This window comes from Streptomyces sp. NPDC007872 (assembly GCF_042868165.1).
GTDB lineage: Bacteria > Actinomycetota > Actinomycetes > Streptomycetales > Streptomycetaceae > Streptomyces.
Map to the genome: position 1 here is coordinate 25,087 of NZ_JBIAEA010000007.1, position 18,733 is coordinate 43,819.

The following is an 18,733-nucleotide window of genomic DNA, read 5'->3' on the forward strand; positions in this document are numbered from 1 at the left end:
TTTCGACTGCAACCGTTGTCTTGGAAACGGTCCTTCGCCCTCCGGGAGTCCCCGTGCGCGTCCTGCTGGTCCTCGACCACCCCTACACCCTCGCCTCGGCGGGGTCACCGTCCTGTCCGTCATGACCACCCCGGACAAGGCCTACCGCTGGTGGTACCGCGACCCACTGACCAAGATCCTCTTCAAGGGCGCCTTCGGCAAGATCGGCGTCCGGAACCTGCGGTGGGTCAACTTCGACCGCGTCACCGGGAGGACCCCGGAGCAGCGCCGGCGGCTGCTCGACGCCACCGAGAGGCGGTTCGCCGCCCTCGCCCCGGGCCGGGGAGGAGACCCCGCCCGCAACGGCCCGCTCACCCGCAGCGGTACGTGAAGGTCCCCTCGGCCGCGCGGGCGGCGGGCGACGTGATCACCAGGCGCGCCACGGCCCGGTGGGCGCCGGGTCCGCGGAAGGTCCACAGGAGGTGGAGCCGGGCCTCCTCCTGCCCCCGGGCCAGGGTCTCGCGCAGGGGCGCGGACCGGGACCCGTCGCTGCGTTCCCAGTGGTACGTCAGGGTGCCGGGCCGGCCGTCGGTGCGCACGACGCCCACGACGTCCGCCGTGCCGTCGCAGCCCAGCGGGCTCCCGGGGGCGGTGACGGCGACGTCCCGCACCGCCGCCCCGGGGCCGTACTCCCGCCAGGCGAGGAAGAGCAGGACGGCGGCCAGGACCAGCGCGGCGGGCACGTGGCGGCGGAGCCGCCGGGGGCGGGCCGGGCGCGGCGGCGGGGCACCGGGCAGGGTGCCGTGCCAGATCTCGACCGCCGTGGGGCCGTTCCCGGCGCGGCGGGCGGCGGCCGCGGTCACCCCCGGCCCGAAGCGCAGGACCTCGCCCTCCCGCCGGTCGGGCACCGGGTCCGGCGCCGGTCCCTGGAACCAGTGGCTGCCGAGTTCGGTGGCGCTGTAGTCGTCGTCGTTCACGCGATCACGCACCGTCGGACGAAGACCTGCTGGAGGGAACCGCCGTTCGCGGCGGCCGGGTCGGTGGTCGCGCGCGCTCCCCAGTAGCAGCCCGAGCCCCGGAAGGCGTGCGGGAGCGTCAGGGTGTACCGGGTGTCCCCCTCGCGCCGGAGGGTCTCGGAGCCGTCCGGCGCGCCCGGCGACCCCTTCTCGTCGCCGGTGAACCACTCGACGAGGAGCGTCACCGGTCCCGTGCCGTCGGTCGTGATCTCGACGGTGGCCTCGCCGGTGGTGGCCCCGGTCTGCCGCAGACCCGTGACGGAGACGGCCGTCACGGAGACGGGCGGTGCCGTCGGGGGTGTGGTCGGCGGAGTGGTGGGGGGCGTGGTCGGCGGCGGCGTCGACGGAGGTTCCGGGGTCGGAGCGGTCGGAGCGGTCGGAATGGCCGGAGCGGCCGAGGGGGGCGTCGCGGTCGGCGTGCCGTCCGTCGGGGAGGGCGTGTCCGGCGGAACGGAGGGTCCGGGATCCGTCGGCGTGGGTGCGGGCGTGGACGCGGAGGAGAGCGAGGGGGAGGGAGCGGGAGGGGAGGACGTACTCGGATCCGGCGGGGGCGTGCTCGACGCGGTGTCCGTCGTCGCGAAGGCCTGCGCGGCCCGGTCCCCGTCCGGCTCCCCTCCCCCGGCCCGCGCGGCGAGGGCGAGCAGCAGCGCCAGGACGAGCGCGGCCGCCCCGGCGGGCAGGCCGCGGGGGAACCGGCGCCGGAGGCGCGGCGTCCCCGGCCGGGCGAACGTGGTCATGGCGAGCGCGGTCGTGCCCCGGGTCGTACCGCCGGAGGAGGGGAAGAGCAGCGGCAGGAGCGCGGCGAGGGCCGCGAGGCGGCCCCGGCCGCGTTCCTCCCAGTCCGGGCCGTACGCGGCGGTGGCGACCGACTCCAGTTCGCCGACGAACGCGGCGGCGTTCTCCGGGCGTTCGTGCGGCGCCTTGGCGAGGCCCCGCCGGATGAGCGGGCGCAGCGGCTCCGGCGCCTCCCCGTCGGGGACGGGGGCCTCCAGGTGCTGGAGGGCGAGCTCGGCGAAGCTGTCGCCCGCGAAGGGCTTGCGTCCGGTCAGGCACTCGAAGAAGGTCGCGGTCGCCGCGTAGACGTCGGCCGCCGGGGAGGCGGGGGCGCCGTTCCACTGCTCGGGCGCCATGTAGGCGGGCGTCCCGGCGACGCCGGGCCTGCTGTCGCGTCCGGTCGCGATCCCGAAGTCGACCAGCTTGGACGACCCGTCGGCGGCGACCAGGACGTTCTCGGGCTTGTAGTCGCGGTGCACGACGCCCGCCCGGTGGGCGGCGGCGAGGCCCAGGAGCGAGCCCTTGAGCACCACGAGCGCGGCCTCGGGGCCGGTCGCGCCCTCCCGGGACAGGAGGGCGCGCAGCGCGACGCCGTCCACCAGCTCCATCACGATGGCCGCGCCCGGCGGCGCCTCGACGTACTCGTAGAACCCGACGACGTACGGGCTGTCGAGCGAGCCGAGCACCCGGGCCTCGGAGCGGAAGCCGTGGACGAACGCCCCGTCCGAACGGAGCCGCTCCCCCAGGTACTTCACGGCCACCGGCGTACCGGTCGCGTCGTGCACGGCCAGCACCACGCGCCCACTGGCGCCCGCCCCCAGCTCCCGGGTCTCCGTGTAGCCCGGGACCACCCACGCGTTCATCCCCGTCCCCCTCCCCGGCACCGCCGCGGTCCTCCCCCACAGGGACAGATTCTCGCCACGGCCGGTTCCGGAGGAAGAGGGGGAACAACGGGAAGGGAGCGGTGGCGCCGGGGATCAGCCCGTCAGGGTGAACGTCTGGGCGGCCGAACCGTCGCAGGGCTGCTGGGACAGCCGGGCCCCGTCGGCGGTCGAGGCGTTGTCGACGGCGAGGCACTTGGCGCTGTGGCGGGCGACGAAGCGGTACCGGCCGCCGGTGCCGACGGCCTCGGGCCGCCACTGCTGGTTGGTGCCGCCCACGTAGCCCCACAGGTGGACCCTGACGCCGGCGGCGGTGGCGCCGGAGCCTCCGTCGACGTCCCAGACGCGGGAGTTGAACTGGTTGACGACCTGGTAGTGGCCGTCGCTCGTGGGACGGAACTGCCACCTCTGGTTGGTGCCGGTGCCGCAGCTCCACTGCTGGAGGGCGGTCCCGTCGGCCGTGCCCCAGTCGGCGGCGTCCAGGCAGGCGCCGCTGTGGGCGCCGGCGACGCGGTACCAGGCGGCCGGGTCGATCGGAGCGCCGGGAGTGCCGCCGCCGGTCCAGACGACGGTCGCCACGGCGCCGGCCGGGAGGGTGTAGGCGAGGGACTTCCCGCCCTCGGTCAGGGAGAAGCGCCGATCACTGCTCGCGGTGTTGACGACGTAGGCGGCGAAGGAGCCGTCCGGGTTCTGGAAGGCGACGTTCTGCACGCCCCCGGCGCCCTGGCTGGTGGAGCCGATCCGGGTGGCGCCGGGCTTGACGAACTTGGTGACGTGGCCGAGGACGTAGTACTCGGCGTTGCGGGTGACGTCGCCGTTCGCGATCTCGACGACGCCGTTGCAGCGGTCGGCGCAGTGGCCCTGGTGCGGGCCGCCGTTCCGGTCGAGGGCGAGGTTCCAGTTGACGACGGTCTCGCCGCCGTTGCGCATGTTCTGCACGACGAGGTTCTCCGCGTGCCACCGGAGGGTGTCGGCGAAGGTGGTGGCCGGGTTCGCGCTGTCGGTTCCGGAGCACTCGGTGAAGAAGACGCGCTTCCCGGCATTGACGACCTGCTGCTGGGCGGAGGGCTGCCCGCCGTAGCAGTGGAAGGCCGCTCCGATGACGCGCTGGATCCCCTGCGTGGAGCCGAAGACCTCCAGCGGGTAGTTCGGGTGGTCCCAGTTGTGGTCGTAGGCGAGGACGTTGGTCGGCAGTCCGGCGGCGGTGAGGGTCCGGTCGAGGACCTTCAGGAACGCGGCCTGTTCGGCCGCCGTCATCGACGTCGAGGGGTAACTGGTGGCGAACTCGGGCTCGTTCTGGACCGTGAGGTCGGTGAGGGTGATGCCCTGCTGCCCGTACGCCTTGATCGCCTTGACCAGGTAGTCGGCGTACGCCTGGTACTGGTCGGCCCTCAGGCCGCCGCCGTTGAGCGAGTTGCCGGTCTTCATCCAGGCGGGCGGCGACCAGGGGGAGCCCATGAACCGGATCGCCGGGTTGAGGGCGGTCGCCTGCCTGAGGACCGGGATGATCTCCTGCTGGTCGCGGGCGAGGGAGAACGAGCCCTTGGTGTCCTCGTACGTGTAGAAGCCGCCGGAGTTGAAGTCGGTGCTGCCCAGCGGCTGGCGCAGGTAGTTCAGCCCGATGCCCTCGCTCGGGGAGAAGAGCGACTTCATCAGGTCGGCCCGCTTGTCGGCGGGCAGGCCCTGGACGAGGTGGGCGGACGCCTCGGTGACCGAGGCGCCGGCGCCGGTGAACCTCTGTCCCCGGCTGCCGGCGTCGACGCGGATGTCGACGGGCTGGACCGTACCGGTGAAGGGGACGGTCTCGGCGGCGAGCTTCCGGGCTCCGTCCGGAGTGGTGACCCAGACCTGGGCGGTGGGGTCGGCGGCCTGGGCGCTGCCGGCGCCGGTGGCGCCGAGGCACGCGACGGCGAGGACGAGTGCGGCGCCCGCGGCGCGGGCCCGTGCGGTCGTTCGGTGGGACACGGTGCGGCTCTCCTTCGGTGGGGGTGACCTGACACGAGGGGGTGGTGCGTCCGTGCGGAACGTGGCGCGTGGGGTACGGGCGTCAGTCGAGGTCGAGGTCGAGGTCGAGGTCGAGGTGCAGGTCCAGGTCCAGGTCCAGGTCGAGCGTCAGGCGCAGGTCGCGGCTGGAGCGGCCGACGCGCAGGCGGCGGCGTCCGGCGGCCGGGCGCCAGCTCCGGCGCTCCTCGTCCCAGGACTGGAAGACCCGCCGGGGCAGGGTCAGGGCGACCGTCGCGGTGCCGCCCGCGGGGACCTCGGCGACGGCGAAACCGGCCAGGACGCGGACGGGGTCGCCGGGGGCGCCGTCGGGGGCCTCCAGGTACGCCTGGACGACCTCCCGTCCGGTCCGGGGGCCGGTGTTGGTGAGGGTCACCGCGATCCGAGGCCCGTCCCCGCCCGCGGCGTCGGTGGCGGGGGCGGACGGTGCGAGGGCCTCGGCGCGGTCGTAGGACCAGGTGGTCCAGCCGAGTCCGTGGCCGAAGGGGAAGGCGGGTTCGGTGCCGGCGCGGTCGTAGCCGCGGTGGCCGACGTGGAGCCCCTCGTGGTAGTCGAGGACGCCGTCGACGGGGACGGCGTCGGGGACCGGGACGTCCTCGGCGCGGGCGGGCAGGGTCCAGGGCAGGCGGCCGGAGGGTTCGGCGCGGCCGAACAGGACGTCGGCGAGGGCGTGTCCGGCCTCCTGTCCGGGCAGCCACGCCCAGAGCAGGGCGGGGACCTCGCCGGCCCAGGGCAGCAGGACCGGGGCGCCGGCGTTGACCACCACGACGGTACGGGGGTTGGCAGCGGCCACCGCGCGTACGAGGCGGTGCTGCTGCGGGGTCAGTTCCAGGTCGGGGCGGTCCCAGCCCTCGGACTCGACCTCCTCGTTCGTCCCGACGACCACCACGGCGACGTCGGCCGCGCGGGCCGCCCCGACGGCCTCGGCGATCTCGTCCTCGACGCCGGGGCCGGGCGGCAGGTGGCGCACGTGGGCGGTGACGAAGCGGCCGTAGGAGTCGGCGTCGACGACCCGGAGGTCGATCCTCAGGTCCAGGCGGACCGGTGCGGCGTCCACCCGCACGGTGCGGCGGTGGGTCCCGGGGTGGTGGTGGCCGGACTCCAGGATCAGTTCGACGCCCCGGTCGTCCTCGCCGGTGTGGACCGGCTTGCCGTCGAGGGCGACCGTGAAGCGTCCGGCGCAGCCGAACTCCAGGAGGTGCTCGCCCGGTTCGGCGAGGGTGATCCGGCCGGTCAGGACCACGTCGGTGACGCCGTCCGGCACGTCGAAGACCCCCCAGTCGCCGGTGCGGCGGACCTCCTCGCCCACCGGCGTGCCGTCCTCGAAGAGGTATGCGGCGCGCATCCCGGTGAGGCGCGCGGGGTCGACGAAGGGGGCGTGCCGCCGGGACGAGCCGCCGCGGTGCACGGTGAGGCGAACCCCGTCCGGCAGGGCGGCCCGCAGCCCCTCGGCGTATCCCACCGTGCGGACGGCGGGGACGTGGGCGCTGCCGCCGCCCTGGAGGTACGGCTCGACGGCGTTCGGCCCGATCAGCGCCACGCTGCCCAGCCGGTCCGGGTCCAGGGGGAGGAGGGCCCGCTCGTCGCGCAGCAGGACGGTGCCCCGGGTGAGGACCTCGCGCAGCGCGGCGAAGTCCGCCTCGCCGACCGGTGCGGGCGCGGGCGCGGCCGGCGGGGGCTGCCCGCCGGGCGTCCAGGGCTCGGTGAGCTTGCCGACGCGGGCGGCGAGCCGCATCAGCCGCAGGACCTTGTCGTCGACGGCCGCCTCGTCCACCTCGCCGCGGCGGACCGCCCCGACGAGGGCGTCGCCCCACGGCCCGTCGGGGCCGGGCATCACCAGGTCGAGGCCGGCGACGGCGGTGGCCGCGGTCGTCCGGGTGGCGGCCCAGTCGCTGATCACCGCTCCGTCGTAGCCCCACTCGTCCTTCAGGACGCCCCGCAGGACGCGCCGGTGTTCGAGGAGCGGGGCCGACTCGGTGCCGTCGTCGAGGCCCGAGTACGCGCCCATCACGCTCCACGGCCCGGCCTCGGCGAGGATGCGCTCGAACGGGGCGAGGTAGACCTCGCGGAGCGTACGGGGGTCGATCCTGGCGCGGTACCGCGTCCGGTCCGTCTCGGAGTCGTTCGCGACGAAGTGCTTCAGGCAGGCGGCGACGCCCTCGTCCTGGAGGCCCCGCACGAGCGCGGCGCCGAGCGCGCCGGAGAGCAGGGGGTCCTCCGAGAGGCACTCGAAGTGGCGGCCGGCGACCGGGGTGCGCTGGAGGTTGACCAGCGGGGCCAGGACGACGTCCACCTTCTTCCGGCGGGCCTCGGCGGCGAAGACGCGTCCGAGGCGCTCGGCCAGCTCCGTGTCCCAGGTGGCGCCGGTGGCGCTCGGGGCCGGGGCGAGGAGGCCGGTCTCGCCGGGCACCTCGCCGGTCCCCCGCACGCCCTGTGGTCCGTCGGAGGTGACGACGGGATGGAGTCCGAGCCTCGGCTCCCCGTGCAGCGTCCACAGGGACGCCCCGGTCAGCAGCCGCACCTTGGCCGTCAGGTCCAGGGCCTCGATCAGCGCGCCCCAGCGGCTCTCGTCCGCCGCCTCCGACCGGGCCGGAGGGGCGGGACGCGCGGGCGACAGGGCAGACATGGGGATCCCCTCGGGCCGTGACGACGGCGTGTCGTCGTGGTGACGGCCACATGAAAGCACACTCGCTAAGTACTTAGTAAGTGGTCTGGCTCACACTCCCCGAAGCGCCTCCCGGAGCGTCTCCCGAGCCGGTCTCCCGGCTTCCGGGGGCACCTATGCTGGCGCGCGTGAGCGACAACCCGGTAGGTAAGACGAAGCGCCCGCCCCGTACGCCCCGCAGCGCCGAGGCCAAGCGGCGACGGCAGGACATCCTGCACATCGCCATGGACACCTTCGCCGCCCGCGGTTACCACAACGCGCCGATCCAGGAGATCGCCGACCGCGCCGGACTCACCCAGGCCGGGGTCCTGCACTACTTCCGGACCAAGGCCCAACTGCTCACCAGCGTCCTGGAACTCCGCGACCAGTCCGACATCGAGCAGCTCGGGCCCGACCGGCCGCGCGGGACGGAGTTCCTGCGCCACCTCGTCGACACCGCCCGCCGCAACGCCGAGCGCGAGGGCATCGTGCGCCTGTACGCGGTGCTCTCGGCCGAGTCCGTCACCGTCGACCACCCGGCGCAGACCTACTTCCGCGACCGCTACACCGGGCTGCGCGCCTTCGTGGCCGACGCGCTGCGCGAGGCGGGCGGCCTCGCCGACGACGACGCCCGCGTCGAGCCGGCCGCGAGCGCGATCATCGCCGTCATGGACGGCCTCCAGGTCCAGTGGCTCCTCGCGCCCGACGCGGTCGACATGGCCGTGTCGACGGAACTCGCCCTGGACTCCCTCCTCACCGCGCTCGCACCGGACCGCTTCCCCGCCGGGGAGTGAACGCCGGGGGCCGTCACTCCGCGCCCCGTGCCAGGGTCTCGTCGACCGCCTGCGCGAAGATGCGGGCCTGGGGCGCGGGGTTCACGCGGCGGAAGACCACGCCGAGGAGGGAGTCGGGAAGGCCCTCGACCGGGACGAACGCGATGGAGCTGCGGCTGCCGTGGTAGTCGGCCGTCGAACGGCAGAGGAGCATCGCCCCCCGGTCCGCCGCCGTGAGCGAAAGGCCCTCCTGGAGGGTGTTGACCAGGGGCCCCACGGGGATCGGCAGGCCGCCCGGCGTCTCGCGGGGGGCCTGCGCCCGGCGCCAGTACTCGGGCGCGGAGTCCTGGATGCCGATCAGCCGGCAGCCCGCCAGGTCCTCCGCCGAGACCGAGGCGCGCCGTGCCAGGGGGTGCCGGGTGGAGACCGCCAGGGTCTGCGGCTGCCGGGAGAACACCGGCCCGAGCACCAGGTCCTCCTCCTCCACCGGCAGCAGCACCACCGCGCAGTCCACCTCCTTGCGGCGCACCGGGCCGAACGGGTCGGACAGCGCTATCTCCGCCACCTCGATCGCGCACTTCGGGCACCGGTCCTCGAACAGGGCGATGGCGCGGGCCAGGTAGTCGTCCACCGTCCCCTGGAAGCCGATCCGCAGCACGCCGTCGAAGCTCCGGGCGGCGGTCCGGGCCTCGTCCACGGTCGCCTGCAGCGCCTCGTACGCCGGGCGCAGCGACGCCAGGAAGGACTCGCCGAGCGGCGTCAGGCCCACCCGGCGGCTCGTCCGCTCCACCAGCGGGGCCCCGATCCGGCCCTCCAGCGACCGGAGGAGCTGGCTGACCCGGCTCTGGGACACGTACAGCCGCTCGCCCGCCCGGCCGAAGTGCAGCTCCTCGGCCAGCACGAGGAAGGCCTCCAGTTCGCGGATCTCCAGACTGCCCATGGTCTCCCTTTCCGTGCCGAGTGCCCCAGAGCTGTCTACCCGGTGACCCTCCGTTCCCGCCAGGCGGCCCGGACGAGTCGATCAAGTAGTCAGGCTCATCGAAGCATGAGGGATTGACCGTTGTTCCCGCAGGTGGCGGCGGGTTTGCTGAAGGCATGGCACAGACAGAGAAAATCGCAGGCGCGCCCCCGGAGGCCCCGCCTCCCCGGGGTGGTGGCTGGCCCGCCGTGGCGGCTGTCGCCGGCGCCACGTTCACGGTGGTCACCTCCGAGATGCTGCCGGTGGGCCTGCTCACGCCCATCGGCGAGGCCCTGCGGGTGACGGAGGGCACGGCCGGTCTGACGCTGACCATCACCGGTCTGGTGGGCGCGGTGTCCGCGCCGCTGCTCACCCCGGCGCTCGGCCGCTTCGACCGTCGCTTGGTGCTGTGCGGTCTGATGGCGGTGCTGATCGCCGGCAATCTCCTCGCCGCCTGGTCCCCGCACTTCGCGGTGATGGTGGTGGCCCGCGTCCTGGTCGGCGTCGGCATGGGCGGCGTGTGGGCCATCGCGGCCGGTCTCGCGGTACGGCTGGTCCCGGGGAAGTCCGTGGGCTCGGCCACCTCGCTGGTCTTCAGCGGGATCGCGGTGGCCTCCGTGCTCGGCGTCCCGGCCGGCACGTACATCGGGGAGCTGTCCGACTGGCGGACGGCGTTCGTGGCCGTCGCCGGTCTCGCGCTCGTGGTGCTCGTGGCCCTGGCGGTGCTGCTGCCGAAGCTGCCCGCCGAGCAGGAGATCCGGCTCGGCGGCGTGATGCGGCTCGTGGGCGAACCGCGGGTCGCGACCGGGCTCGGCGTGGTGGCGCTCCTGGTCACCGGGCACTTCGCCGCCTACACGTACGTGCGCCCCGCCCTGGAGGAGATCTCGGGGGCGAGCGCCTCCGCGATCGGCACGCTGCTGCTCGTGTACGGCGTCGCGGGCGTGCTCGGCAACTTCGCCGCGGGCGCGGGCGCCCCGCGCTCCCCGCGCGGCACGCTCCTGGTGATCGGCCTGGTCCTGGCCGGGACGGTCTGCCTGATGCCGCTGCTCGGAGGCTCGGTGATCACGGCGGCGGTGCTGCTCGGCGTCTGGGGCCTGTCGTACGGCGGGGTGTCGGTCGCCACCCAGACCTGGCTGCTCGCGGCGGCCCCCGAAGCACGCGAGGCGGCGTCCGCGCTGTTCGTCGGCGTGTTCAACGGCTCGATCGCGCTGGGGGCGTTCGTCGGAGGCCTCGCCGCGGACGGTCTCGGCATCGAGGCCGTGATGTACCTGGGTGCGGCGCTCGCCGCCGGCTCCCTGGCGGTCACGGCCCTGGGCCGCGCACCGGCCGACGGCCGCCTCTGAACCGGAGGACCCGGTCCCATGCGGGCGGCGCTCCGGGAGTCACTCCCCCCCTCCCGGAGCGTCGCCACCGGACGCACCGACGGCCGGCGCCGCGGATCAGCGGCCGACGCCGTCGAGGAAGTCCCGCACCACCTCGGCCCATTCGGCCGGCCGCTCGGCGGCCAGGGCGTGCCCGGCCTCCAGGACCACCGACTTCGCCCCGGGGATCGCGTCGAGGAGTTCACGGGAGTGAACGGGTGTGATGAGCAGGTCGCGCGCGGCGGAGACGACGAGGACGGGCACCCGGATCCGGGCCAGGTCGGGCCGTACGTCGATGTGGTCGAACAGGGCGAGCTGGGCGTCCGCGCCGGGTGGCATGCCCGCGGCGAACAGCCGGAGCTGCTCCTCGACCTCCGCGCCGGAGCGCCCGTCCAGCCAGTCGGGGCCGCCGACCATCAGTGACAGGTAGGCGGCCAGTTCGCGGCCGGCCGGGTCCCGGCGGGCCAGCGAGCGCCACGTCTCGACCGCGAGGCGCAACCGCGGGGTGGGAAAGGCGAAGCCGGCGGAAAGCACCAGTGCGGTCACCCGCTCCGGATGCCGGACGGCGGCCCGTACGGCCACGGCCGTGCCCATCGAGAAACCGGAAATTGCAAAGGAGTCCGCACCGGCCTGGACCGCGCTTTCCACAATTCCATCGGCCAGCATGTCCAGATTCAGTGGACCATTCGCGGAAGGAGTGGAACCCGAACCCGGGAAATCGGGCCCGACCACCGTCCTGGATTCCGACAGGGATTCGATGACGGGTCCGAAACTGTCCTGTACGTCGCTGCCCGCACCGTGCGCGAGCAGCAGGCCGGGGCCACTGCCCCACACGGAGCAGGAAAACGAGGAAGGGAGGGAAGAGGTCATGACGGCGAGCATAACGAAGCATCCGACCACTCCTCAGAATTCTCCGACGACTTCTTGAAGTTCCCGCGGACGACTACTCGATCGAGCGGCCGGCGGCTACTCACTCAGGTAGTGGTGGACGGGATCGAGCGAAACGTAGGCTCACGAGCATCGGGCAACGACAATTCCCTGAGCCTGAATTATCTAAGGAAGGCCGATGCTCACTTCACGTCAGTTCCCGCTGTCCGCCTACCAGCGCGACATCTGGGCTGCCGAATCCGTCGCCACCGCCGACCCCCAGTTCAACGTCCTCGTGCACGAGCGCCTGGACGGGGAGCTGGACACCGACGTGCTCCGGGAGTCCCTCCGGCACGTCCTGGGGGCCAACGACGCGTTCTCCCTGCGCTTCGACGACACCGACGGCGTCCCTCGCCAGTGGTTCGCGTCCGAGGACGCCGCGCCCCCGGTGGAGTACGTCGACCTCTCCGACGCGCCCGCTCCCGCGGCGGCGTGCGCCGCGTGGCAGCGCAACTCCTTCAACCAGCCCTTCACTTTGCGCCGTTCGCGGTTGTTCACGGCTGCCGTGCTGCGCGAGAGCGAGCGCGTGGTCCATCTGCACCTCACCGTGCACCACGTGATCGCGGACGCCTGGGCGCTGACCCTGGTCCTGCGGCAGGTCCACGACGAGTACCTCCGCCGCACCGGCACGACGCCCGCCGCACCGGCCGCGTCCGCCCCCTCCGTGACGACGCTGCTGGACGCGGAGGCCGCGTACCGCTCCTCCGCGGCCCACGGGCAGGACCGCGCCCACCACCGCGAGGCCCTCGCCGGCGTCGCGCCGGCGCTCTTCCCCCGTGCCGTCGCCGCCGACGCCTCCGTGCTCCGCGGCCGCCACACCGTCACCGTGGAGGCCGAGCTGGTCCGCGGGATGCGGAACGGGGGCCACTCGCCCTTCGCCTTCGTCGCCGCCGCCTTCGCCACCTACCTCGCGCGCGTGCACAACGCCGAGGAGGCCGTGCTCGGCGTGCCGTTCCTCAACCGCGGCTCCGAGGCCGAGAAGGCCGTCGTCGGCCAGGCCGCCAACAGCCTCCCGGTCCGCGTCGCCGTCGACGGGAAGGCCACGCTGCCCGAGCTGGCCGCCCGGATCCGCACCGGCACCGACACCCTGCGCGGCCACGAGCGGCTGGCCCTCGGCGACGTGGTGCGCGAACTCCCCGCCGACGGCGCGGGACCCCGCCGCCTCTTCGACGTCACCCTCTCCTACCTGCGCTTCCCCCGCCCGGCGGCGCTGCCCGGCGTCGAGGCCGAGATCGTCGTCAAGGCGCCCGTCCACGCCGGGGACGCGCTGTCGGTGATGATCCACGCCTTCGACGACGACGCCGACCTGCGCGTCGACCTGGACTACGCGCTCGACGTCTTCGACGAGGACCTGCCGATCACCGCCGTCGCGGACCACCTGCTGACCCTGATCAGGGCGGGCGTCGGGCGACCCGATCTGCCGGCCGTCGCCCTGCCCCTGCTCGACACGGACGGGTACGCCGAACTCGTGCGCGGCTCCCGGGGCCCCCGGGTGCCGTACGCCGACGACACCACCCTGCACGCGCTGGTCGCCGCGCAGGCCGCCCGCACTCCGGACCGCACGGCCGTCACCGGTGCCGACGGGGAGACCCTGACCTTCGCCGCACTCGACGCCCGCTCCAACCAGGTGGCGCGCGGGCTGCGCGAGCGCGGCGTCGCCACCGGCGATCGCGTCGCGGTCCTCATGGAGCGCTCGCCCCTGCTGCTCGTGGCCCTGCTCGGCGTGCTGAAGGCGGGCGGCGCGTACGTGCCCGTCGACCCGGGCTACCCGGCCGAGCGGATCGCCCTGCTCCTCGACGACAGCCGCGCCGCCGCCGTGCTCGTCGATCCCGGCGCCGCCCCGGACGGGGCCGCCGCGGACGTGCTGCCGCTGACCGTGGCCGAGCTGCTCACCGGCCCCGACGGCCCGCTCGAACCGCACGCCGGACCGCGCGACCTCGCGTACGTCATCTACACCTCCGGTTCCACCGGCCGCCCCAAGGGCGTGATGGTCGAGCACCACTCCGTGGTGAACCGGCTGGCCTGGATGCAGCGGGCCTACCCGGTCGGCGCGGACGACGTGCTGCTCCAGAAGACGCCCGTCTCGTTCGACGTGTCCGTCTGGGAGCTGTTCTGGTGGGCCGTCGAGGGCGCGGGCCTCGCCCTGCTCCCGGTGGGCGGGCAGAAGGACCCGCGCGCGATCCTCGCCGCGGTCGAGGAGCGCGGGGCGACCGTGCTGCACTTCGTGCCGTCCATGCTCGGGCCCTTCCTCGACCTGCTGGAGGTCTCGCCGGAGCTCCGCGCCCGCGCCGGCTCGCTGCGCACGGTCTTCTGCAGCGGGGAGGCCCTGCCGGCGGCGCGCGTCGAGCAGTTCAACCGGGTCCTCGGCGCCGGTCCCGGCGCCCCGCGCCTGGTCAACCTGTACGGGCCCACCGAGGCCACCGTCGACGTGTCGTACCACGACTGCCCCGCGGAGCCGGGCGTGCCCGTCCGCCGGGTGCCCATCGGCCTGCCCATCGACAACACCGTGCTGTACGTGGTGGACGCGCACGGCGGCCTCCAGCCGCCCGGCGTCCCCGGCGAACTGTGCATCGGCGGCGTCGGCGTGGCCCGGGGCTACCTGGACCGGCCGGAGCTGACGGCGGAGAAGTTCGTCGAGGACCCCTTCCCCGCCCGGTACGTCCCCGGGGACGATCCCTTCACGCCGGAGGGCCGGATCTACCGGACCGGAGACCTCGCCCGGCGGCTGGCCGACGGCGGCATCGAGTACCTCGGCCGGATCGACGGCCAGGTCAAGATCCGCGGCAACCGCGTGGAGCTCGGCGAGGTCCAGAACCGGCTCGCCTCCTTGGCCGGTGTCCGCGACGCCGTCGTCGTCGACCGCGACACGGCGACCCGGGGCACCGTCCTGGTGGGCTACTACGTCGCCGACGAGGCCCGCGATCCGGCGGAGCTGCGCGTCGAACTCGCCTCGCGGCTGCCCGAGTTCATGGTCCCGTCGTACTTCGTCCGGATCGACCGGGTCCCCCTGACGCCGAACGGCAAGGCCGACCGGCGCGCCCTGCCCGCCCCGACCACCGCCCCCGGCGCCGGGGGCGGCGCGGAGCCGCCCCGGAACGCCACCGAGGCGACGCTCGCCGGCATCTGGGCCCGGGTCCTGGAGATCGAGCCGGGCCGGCTCGGCGTCCACGACGACTACTACGCCCTCGGCGGCGACTCCATCACCGTGCTGCGCATCCACGCGCAGGCCGAGAAGGCCGGCATCCGCTTCTCGCCGACCGACCTCATGAACCACCCCACCGTGGCCCGGCTCGCCGCCCGGGCGACCACCGGCGCCCCGGTGCGGGCCCCCGCGGAACTCGCGCCCTTCGCCCTGGTGTCCCAGGTGGACCGGGCCCGGCTCGAAGGCCGCGCCGACGCCCACCCCGTCACCCGCCTCCAACTGGGCCTGCTCTACCACAGCAGGGCGGAGGAGCACTCGGCCGTCTACCGGGACGTCTTCCAGTACAGCCTGGTCCTGGACTGGGACGAAGAGCTCTTCCGGGAGGCCTTCGGCCGTCTCGTCGAGCGGCACCCGGTGCTGCGCTCCTCCTTCGACCTCGGCTCCTTCTCCGAGCCGCTGCAGATCGTGGACCACACCGTCGACGGCGGTCTGGAGGTCCTGGACCTGCGCGGCCGCGCGGAGGCCGAGGCCCGTGCCGAGGTCGCCGCCCACGTCGAGGAACGCCGCTTCCACCCCTACGAGTTCGAGCGCGCTCCGCTGTACCTCTTCCGGGCGCACGTCCTGGACGGGACGGTGGAGCTGGTGCTCAGCTTCCACCACGCGATCCTCGACGGCGGCAGCGTCGCCACCCTCCTGCGCGAACTCCTCCAGGACTACCTGCACCGCCTGGGCCACCCGATCGGGCCCGTGCCGGACGGTCCCCTCCCCTCCGGGGCCCACCACGTCCTGGCCGAGCGCCGGGCCCTGGAGTCTGCGGACACCCGGCGCTTCTGGCGGGACCGGCTGGCGGGCGCCCCGCTGCCGCAGATGGAGGCCTTCCGGCCGCACGAGGCACCGCGGGGCACCGGACAGATCACCCGGCTGGTCGACCTTCCGGAGGAACTGACCCGCACCATGCGGGAGTTCGCCGCCGAGCGGGGTCTCCCCGCGAAGTCGGTGCTGTTCGCGGCGCACTGCCTCACCCTGCGGCTGTACTCCGGCTCGGCCGACGTCACCACCGGGCTCGTCACCCACGGCCGCCCCGAGGTCGAGGGCGCCGACCGCACCGCGGGGCTCTTCCTCAACACCATGCCCGTACGGATCGACACCGGGGCCGCCGCCGACTGGGCCGGCGTGGTCCGCGCGGTCTTCGAGGAGGAGCGGCTCAGCCACGAGCACCGCCGCTACCCGCTCAGCGCCGTCCAGGAGGACCACGGCACGACCGTCCTCGAAACCGCCTTCAACTACATCCACTTCCGTCAGCTCGCCGCCGTCCTCGAACTGCCCGGCGTGCGCATGCCGGCCTTCCGGACCTGGGAGGAGACCAACTTCCAGGTGCTCGTCAACGCCATGACCGACCCGGTCGAGCACACCGTGCGCCTGCGCATGGACTTCCACGGCCAGACCTTCACCCCCGCCCAGGCGGAGTTGTACGCCGACGCCTTCACCGCCGTGCTCGACCGCATCGTCCGGCACCCCCACGAGGCGCCGGACCCGGGCTTCCTCGTGCCGGCGCGAACGGAGTCCGCCGGCACGGACGACGCCGGGACCCCCTTCCGGGACGTGGCCCGGACCGTCGCCGAGCGAACGGCGCTCACCCCGGACGCGGTCGCCGTCGCCTTCGGCTCCCGCCGGTGGACGTACGCCGAACTCGGCCGCGCGGCCGACCGGGTGGCCGCCCGGCTGCTGGCCCTCGGCTCCCGCACCGGCGACCGGGTGGGCGTCGCCCTGCCCCGCTCCCCGGAGGCCGTCGCGGTCGTCCTGGGCGTCGTGCGGGCCGGGGCCGCGGTCGTGCCCCTCGACGTCGGCTATCCGGTCGAGCGCCTGACCTCGATGGTGGAGCAGGCCCGGCCGTTCCGGATCGTCGCGGACGCCGAGCACGCGGGCACGCTCGGCGAGCTGGCCCCGGTGCTTCCGGCCGAGGACCTCTTCGACGGGGCGGCCGACGGGACGGGAAGCGCGGACGGGACGGACGGGACCGGCGCGGCCCTCGCCGGGGCGCCCCGCATCACGGCCGCGGACGTCGCGTACGTCCTCTTCACCTCCGGCTCCACCGGAGCGCCCAAGGGCGTCGCCATGCCGCACCGCTCGCTGGCGAACCTCGTCGCCTGGCAGAACTCGCGGCCCAGCGGCGTCGTGGGCGGCACCACCGCCCAGTACGCCCCCCTGAGCTTCGACGTCTCCTTCCAGGAGATCTTCTCGACGCTCTGCGGAGGCGGCACCCTGTACGTCCTCTCCGAGGACGAGCGCCGCGACATGCCCGGTCTCCTGCGCCTGCTCGACCGCGAGGGCGTCGAGCGCCTGTACCTGCCCTACGTCGCCCTCCAGCAGCTCGCCGAGGCCGCGGCCGCGCTCGGGCTCGCGCCGCGCCGCCTGCGGGCGCTGCTCTCGTCGGGCGAGCAGTTGCGCGTCACCGACGAGATACGGCGGCTGTGCGCGTCGCTGCCCGGGGTGATCCTGGAGAACCAGTACGGGCCCACCGAGTCGCACGTGGTCACCTCGTACACCATGCAGGGGGACCCGGCCGGGTTCCCGGCCCTGCCGCCCGTCGGGCGGCCCGTCGACCGGTCCGCGGTCCACGTCCTCGACACGGGGATGCGGCCGGTACCGCCCGGCGTCAAGGGCGAGCTGTACCTGGCGGGCGACTGCCTGGCCGAGGGGTACGCGGACCGGCCCGACCTGACCGCGGAGCGGTTCGTGACCCACCCGGTCACGGGCGAGCGCCTCTACCGCAGCGGCGACCTGGGCATGCTGCTGCCCGGCGGCGACATCGTGTGCCTGGGACGGGTGGACGCCCAGGTCAAGGTGCGCGGCTACCGGGTGGAGCCGGCCGAGGTGGAGCTGGCCGTCAGCCGCTTCGCCGCGACGCACCCGGGCATCCGGGAGGCCGCCGCCGTCGCCCGCCGCCGCGAGGGCGACGACTCGTTCCTGGCCGTCTTCCTGACCGGCGACCCGGACGGCGCCGACCTGGCCCTGCTCCGCAAGCAGCTCCGCACCGTCCTGCCCGACTACATGGTGCCCTCGCACGTCGAGTGGCTGGACGCCCTGCCCCTCACGCCGAGCGGCAAGCGGGACGACGCCGCGCTGCGCCGGAGGCCGCTGACCTCCGGCACCGGGGAGGAGACGGCCGAGCCGCTCGACTCGTACGAGCGGACGCTGACCGTGATGCTGGCGGACCTGCTCCAGCTCCCGTCGGTGGGACCGCACCAGAACATCTTCGACCTCGGCGGCACCTCGCTCACCGCGATGCGCCTGGTGGTCCAGATCGAGCAGCGGTACGGCACGAACGTCCCGCTCTCGGACTTCGTCGCCGCCCCCACCGCCGCCGCCCTCGCGGCCCGGCTGCGCTCCGGGGAGGCCGGCGCCGCCTTCGACCCGCTGGTCCCCATCCGTCCCGAGGGCGACAAGCGGCCGATGTTCTTCGTGCACCCGATGGGCGGCAACGTCCTGTGCTACGTCCGCTTCGCCAAGCACCTGCCGGACGACCGGCCCTTCTACGCCCTCCAGGCGGCCGGGGCCGATCCGGGCACCGAGGCGCTGCGCAGCGTGGAGGAGATCGCGGCCGACTACGTCGAGGCGATCCGCCGGGTGCAGCCCAGCGGTCCGTACGTGATCGGAGGCTGGTCGTTCGGCGGCTTCGTCGCCTTCGAGATGGCCCGCCAACTGCGCACGGCGGGCGAGGAGATCGCCCGTCTGGTGCTGCTGGACACCACCGCGCTCAACCCCGGACGGCGGCTGAACACCGGTGACGAGGCGCTGCTGGGCTGGTTCTTCTGGGAGCTGCTCTGGCTGCGGCGCGGCGGGGACTCCCCGCTGGAGCTGATACCGGGCGAACTGTCCACGCTGGAGGAGAAGTTCGACTTCATCGCCCAGCTCGCCGTCGACGAGGGCGTACTGCCCGCCGGCAGCACGGGGGCGGTCGTGCGGCGCCTGTTCCACGTGTACGAGGCCAACTGGAAGGCGGCCTTCGCCTACCGCCCGGAGGTGGTGGACCAGGACATGGTCCTCATCCACGCCTCGGAGCCGCTGCCGGAGGTCCTCGACTCGATGCACACGGCGATCGAGAGCATGCACGCGGACCCCGCGAACGGCTGGAGCGAGCGCACCAGCGGCGTCCTCGACGTGGTCGACGTCCCCGGCGACCACCTCACGATCATGGAGGAGCCGCACGTGGGCCACATGGTCAGGACCGTCGTCGAGCTGATCGGCGAGTGACATGACCACCCACCCCACACGGA

General features: G+C 74.3%; 10 protein-coding genes. 4 read left to right on the plus strand and 6 right to left on the minus strand.

Features of this window, described 5'->3' with window-relative positions; translation table 11 throughout:
- Positions 1 to 121: 121 nt before the first annotated feature.
- Positions 122 to 370, plus strand: coding sequence for a hypothetical protein (locus ACFYNX_RS24040; RefSeq protein ID WP_388663987.1), 249 nt, complete (start codon positions 122 to 124; stop codon positions 368 to 370).
- Here the strand turns inward: ACFYNX_RS24040 and ACFYNX_RS24045 are convergent.
- The 4 genes from ACFYNX_RS24045 to ACFYNX_RS24060 all read right to left on the minus strand — a co-directional run bounded on the left by ACFYNX_RS24045 (position 351) and on the right by ACFYNX_RS24060 (position 7,277).
- Positions 351 to 956: a hypothetical protein gene (locus ACFYNX_RS24045; RefSeq protein WP_388663989.1), complete on the minus strand. Its 606-nt coding sequence runs from the start codon at positions 954 to 956 to the stop codon at positions 351 to 353. The genes ACFYNX_RS24040 and ACFYNX_RS24045 overlap by 20 nt on opposite strands.
- Positions 953 to 2,632: a protein kinase gene (locus ACFYNX_RS24050; protein WP_388663991.1), complete on the minus strand. Its 1,680-nt coding sequence runs from the start codon at positions 2,630 to 2,632 to the stop codon at positions 953 to 955. The genes ACFYNX_RS24045 and ACFYNX_RS24050 overlap by 4 nt, the downstream gene beginning before the upstream one ends.
- Positions 2,633 to 2,746: 114 nt before the next feature.
- A complete protein-coding gene (locus ACFYNX_RS24055) occupies positions 2,747 to 4,615 on the minus strand; it encodes an RICIN domain-containing protein (protein ID WP_365540177.1) in 1,869 nt (622 codons plus the stop codon).
- A gap of 82 nt (positions 4,616 to 4,697) precedes the next feature.
- Positions 4,698 to 7,277 (minus strand): beta-glucosidase, encoded by a 2,580-nt coding sequence (locus ACFYNX_RS24060; RefSeq protein WP_388663994.1) that lies wholly within the window; start codon positions 7,275 to 7,277, stop codon positions 4,698 to 4,700.
- Between the two features lie 251 nt (positions 7,278 to 7,528).
- Here ACFYNX_RS24060 and ACFYNX_RS24065 point away from each other — a divergent pair, with 251 nt between their 5' ends.
- Positions 7,529 to 8,089 carry a TetR/AcrR family transcriptional regulator gene (locus ACFYNX_RS24065; protein WP_388664528.1) on the plus strand — a complete coding sequence of 187 codons (561 nt, stop codon included), beginning with the start codon at positions 7,529 to 7,531 and terminating at the stop codon, positions 8,087 to 8,089.
- Positions 8,090 to 8,102: 13 nt separating this feature from the next.
- Here ACFYNX_RS24065 and ACFYNX_RS24070 read toward each other — a convergent pair whose 3' ends face one another.
- On the minus strand, positions 8,103 to 9,008 hold the full coding sequence (locus tag ACFYNX_RS24070; protein ID WP_388663996.1) for a LysR family transcriptional regulator: 906 nt from the start codon (positions 9,006 to 9,008) through the stop codon (positions 8,103 to 8,105).
- Positions 9,009 to 9,163: 155 nt separating this feature from the next.
- On the opposite strand from ACFYNX_RS24070, the gene ACFYNX_RS24075 reads away from it, so the two are divergent.
- The gene (locus ACFYNX_RS24075) at positions 9,164 to 10,369 is read left to right on the plus strand and encodes an MFS transporter (RefSeq protein WP_388663998.1); all 1,206 of its coding nucleotides are present in this window, start codon (positions 9,164 to 9,166) and stop codon (positions 10,367 to 10,369) included.
- Between the two features lie 96 nt (positions 10,370 to 10,465).
- Here the strand turns inward: ACFYNX_RS24075 and ACFYNX_RS24080 are convergent, their stop codons facing one another.
- Positions 10,466 to 11,269, minus strand: coding sequence for an alpha/beta fold hydrolase (locus ACFYNX_RS24080; protein WP_388664000.1), 804 nt, complete (start codon positions 11,267 to 11,269; stop codon positions 10,466 to 10,468).
- A 184-nt stretch (positions 11,270 to 11,453) separates the two neighbouring features.
- Here ACFYNX_RS24080 and ACFYNX_RS24085 point away from each other — a divergent pair, with 184 nt between their 5' ends.
- Positions 11,454 to 18,710, plus strand: a complete 7,257-nt coding sequence (locus ACFYNX_RS24085; RefSeq protein ID WP_388664002.1) for an amino acid adenylation domain-containing protein — start codon at positions 11,454 to 11,456, stop codon at positions 18,708 to 18,710.
- Positions 18,711 to 18,733 lie beyond the last annotated feature (23 nt).

What these genes read in the sequence shown, in the direction of transcription:
- ACFYNX_RS24040 (WP_388663987.1), top strand. Translation starts at nt 122, where the DNA reads ATGACCACCCCGGACAAGGCCTACCGCTGGTGGTACCGCGACCCACTG.
- ACFYNX_RS24050 (WP_388663991.1), bottom strand. Translation starts at nt 2,632, where the DNA reads ATGAACGCGTGGGTGGTCCCGGGCTACACGGAGACCCGGGAGCTGGGG.
- ACFYNX_RS24060 (WP_388663994.1), bottom strand. Translation starts at nt 7,277, where the DNA reads ATGTCTGCCCTGTCGCCCGCGCGTCCCGCCCCTCCGGCCCGGTCGGAG.
- ACFYNX_RS24070 (WP_388663996.1), bottom strand. Translation starts at nt 9,008, where the DNA reads ATGGGCAGTCTGGAGATCCGCGAACTGGAGGCCTTCCTCGTGCTGGCC.
- ACFYNX_RS24075 (WP_388663998.1), top strand. Translation starts at nt 9,164, where the DNA reads ATGGCACAGACAGAGAAAATCGCAGGCGCGCCCCCGGAGGCCCCGCCT.
- ACFYNX_RS24080 (WP_388664000.1), bottom strand. Translation starts at nt 11,269, where the DNA reads ATGCTCGCCGTCATGACCTCTTCCCTCCCTTCCTCGTTTTCCTGCTCC.
- ACFYNX_RS24085 (WP_388664002.1), top strand. Translation starts at nt 11,454, where the DNA reads ATGCTCACTTCACGTCAGTTCCCGCTGTCCGCCTACCAGCGCGACATC.